This window comes from Protofrankia sp. Cr1, assembly GCF_963555865.1.
Taxonomy (GTDB): Bacteria; Actinomycetota; Actinomycetes; order Frankiales; family Frankiaceae; genus Protofrankia.
On record NZ_CAUVXO010000061.1, the window covers coordinates 13,992 to 16,631 of the forward strand.

Below are 2,640 nucleotides of genomic sequence, written 5' to 3' on the forward strand. Positions count from 1 at the left end.
GGCCTGGACGGTGTCGGCCGGCCGCTGTCCCGGCGGTTGCTCGTCGCCGAGGTGTGGCTCGTCTTCGGCGTCTCGCTGGGAGCGTCCGCGCTGTGGGCCGCCGTCCGCTATATCGGCGATCTGACCGCGCCCGGACCGCTGCGCAGCCAGGTTGCCGAGCTGAACTCGTCGGCGGCGCCGGGACGTCCGTGGCTCGACCTTGCGCTGCAGCTGGTCGGTGTCGCGACCGCGTTGGTGCCCGCGCTGCTGGCGTTGTACCTGCTTGTGCGCGACGGCGGTGGCCCGTCCGCCATCGGGTTCGATCGCCGCGAACCCATCCGTGACATCTGTTTCGGTGCCGGCCTGGCCGCCCTGGTAGGTGGCGCCGGCCTCGGGCTGTACCTGCTTGCCTGGCACTCCGGCGCGAACCTGACGGTGGTCCCCACGAGTCTGCCGGACGTGTGGTGGCGCATTCCCGTCCTGCTGCTGTCGGCGGTGGAGAACGCGGTGCTTGAGGAGGTCGTCGTGGTCGGCTACCTGTTGACCCGGCTGCGCCAGGTTGGCTGCAACGACCGGAGCGCGCTGGCAACGAGCGCGATCCTGCGCGGTTCGTACCACCTCTACCAGGGGCTCGGGGGCTTCGTCGCCAATTTGATCATGGGTCTGCTGTTCGGCCGGATCTACCAGCGCTGGGGACGGATCGGCCCGCTTGTGGTGGCTCACTCCTTGATCGATTCTGTCGCGTTTGTCGGCTATGCAACGTTGGCCGGTCGGGTCTCCTGGCTTCCTACACCGTGAGTCGCGCTCAGTGCAGGCATGAGGGCCACGGGATGGTTAACATACGTTGAACAATAATGGTCTTTTAGTTGCCTGATGGGTTGCAGGCGTCGGAAGGTGGCAGGGCGGAGCAGGTGCCAGGTGATGGCGATCCGGTCGGATGTGATGAGAGGGGACGGCATGGGCGGTGAACTGAGGGAAGTCGAACGCAAGTTCGTGGTCGAGCCGGTCTTTGTGCTTCCCGCGTTGGACCAATTGCAAGGCGTCACCACTGTTACCGAACCGGAAACGGTCACCCTGGAGGCGATCTATTACGACTCCGACGACTTTCGGCTGGCCAATAACAAGATCACATTTCGACGGCGTACCGGCGGGTACGACGACGGTTGGCACCTGAAGCTGCCGATCAAAGTCGGTGAACGGGACGAGATCCAACGTCCGCTCGAGCCGGCCCCGGATATCGTGAATACGGCTGATGGCGCAAAAGGGGCGAATATCGCTGAGGCTGCCAAGGAGCCGGTCGGCAGTGCCGACCGGCCGCCGGTCGTGATTGATCCAGTACCGGAAGTGTCCGCCGCTGCTTCCGCCGCCGCTGGTCCAGACAATGGTTGGGCGAACCGCACTCCGCCCGACGAGCTGGTTGACCTGGTGCGTGTCCACCTGCGCGGCGCACCGCTTCGACCGGTTGCGCGGCTGGTCACGACCCGCACCGCCATCCGCCTTCGCAACGCCGCCGGCGCTGATCTCGCGGAGGTCGTCGACGATCACGTCAGTGCCCAGACCCTTGGCGGGAACACCGTGCGCGAGCGGCGCAGCCAGTGGCGCGAGATCGAGGTCGAACGTGTCGGCGCCGGTGAGAACAGCCTGCTGGACACGGTCGGCGCAACCCTGACCGCGGCCGGTGCATCCCAAGCCCCGGACGCGTCCAAGCTGGCGCGGGTGCTCGGGCCGGCACTGGCGAACCAGCGGCACTCCGACGCGACGGCGCCCCGGGCCAGGCCGAGGTTGAAGTCGCCAGCCGGTGAGGTTGTCCGGGCCTACCTTGCAGCCCAGGTGGAGGCCTTGCTCGCCGCCGATCCACGGGTTCGCCTGGATGCCCCCGATGCCGTACACAAGATGCGGGTGGCGACCCGTCGGTTCCGCAGCACGCTGCGTACCTTCGCGCCGATGTTCGACCCGGCGACCGCCAGCCACCTGGACGGCGAGCTGCGCGATCTGGCCGGTGCGCTGTCCGCGGCCCGCGACTGCGAGGTGATGGTCGAGTACTTCGACGGGCGGATGGCCGCCCTGCCCGCCGAGCTGGTGCGTGGCCCGGTCGGCGAGGCGATCGACAGCCAGCTGCTCGCAGGCCAGGCCGAGGCTCGCACCGAGACCGTGGCGATGCTGCGCAGCGAGCGGTACCTGACACTCGTTGCTGATCTGCGGGCGGTGGTCGCCGGACCGCTGCGTGGCCCGGCGACGCAGCCCGCGCGCACCGCCGTCCCGAAGCTGATCGGACGCGCGGACCGTCGGCTGACCCGCAAGGTCGAGGCCGCGCTGGCCACTGCGTCCGGCCACGAGCGGGACCTCCAGCTGCACAGTGCCCGCAAGCAGGCGAAGCGTCTGCGGTACGCGGCCGAGACGGCCGCACCGGTATTCGGCTCTGACGCGGTGGCGTTCGCCAGGTTGTCCGAGCAGATTCAGGAACTGCTCGGCACGCATCAGGATGCGATCGTCGCCCAGGGGCTGCTTCGTGCCTGGGGCACCGCGGCCGCGGATACCGGTGAGCCGACCGCGTTCACCCTCGGGCTGTTGCTGGGTCTGGAGGAATGCCGGGCGCGTACCGCGGAGCGGGATTTCATCGACTTCTGGCCGGAGGCATCCCGGCCCCGTCACCGTCGCTGG

At 68.5% G+C, this 2,640-nt stretch carries 2 protein-coding genes; both read left to right on the forward strand.

Annotated elements, in window-relative coordinates; translation table 11 throughout:
- Positions 1 to 3 precede the first annotated feature (3 nt).
- Positions 4 to 777 carry a CPBP family intramembrane glutamic endopeptidase gene (locus U9980_RS08075; protein ID WP_322767370.1) on the forward strand — a complete coding sequence of 258 codons (774 nt, stop codon included), beginning with the start codon at positions 4 to 6 and terminating at the stop codon, positions 775 to 777.
- A 123-nt stretch (positions 778 to 900) separates the two neighbouring features.
- Positions 901 to 2,640 (forward strand): CYTH and CHAD domain-containing protein (locus tag U9980_RS08080; protein ID WP_322767368.1); only part of this gene is annotated, 1,740 nt, incomplete at its 3' end.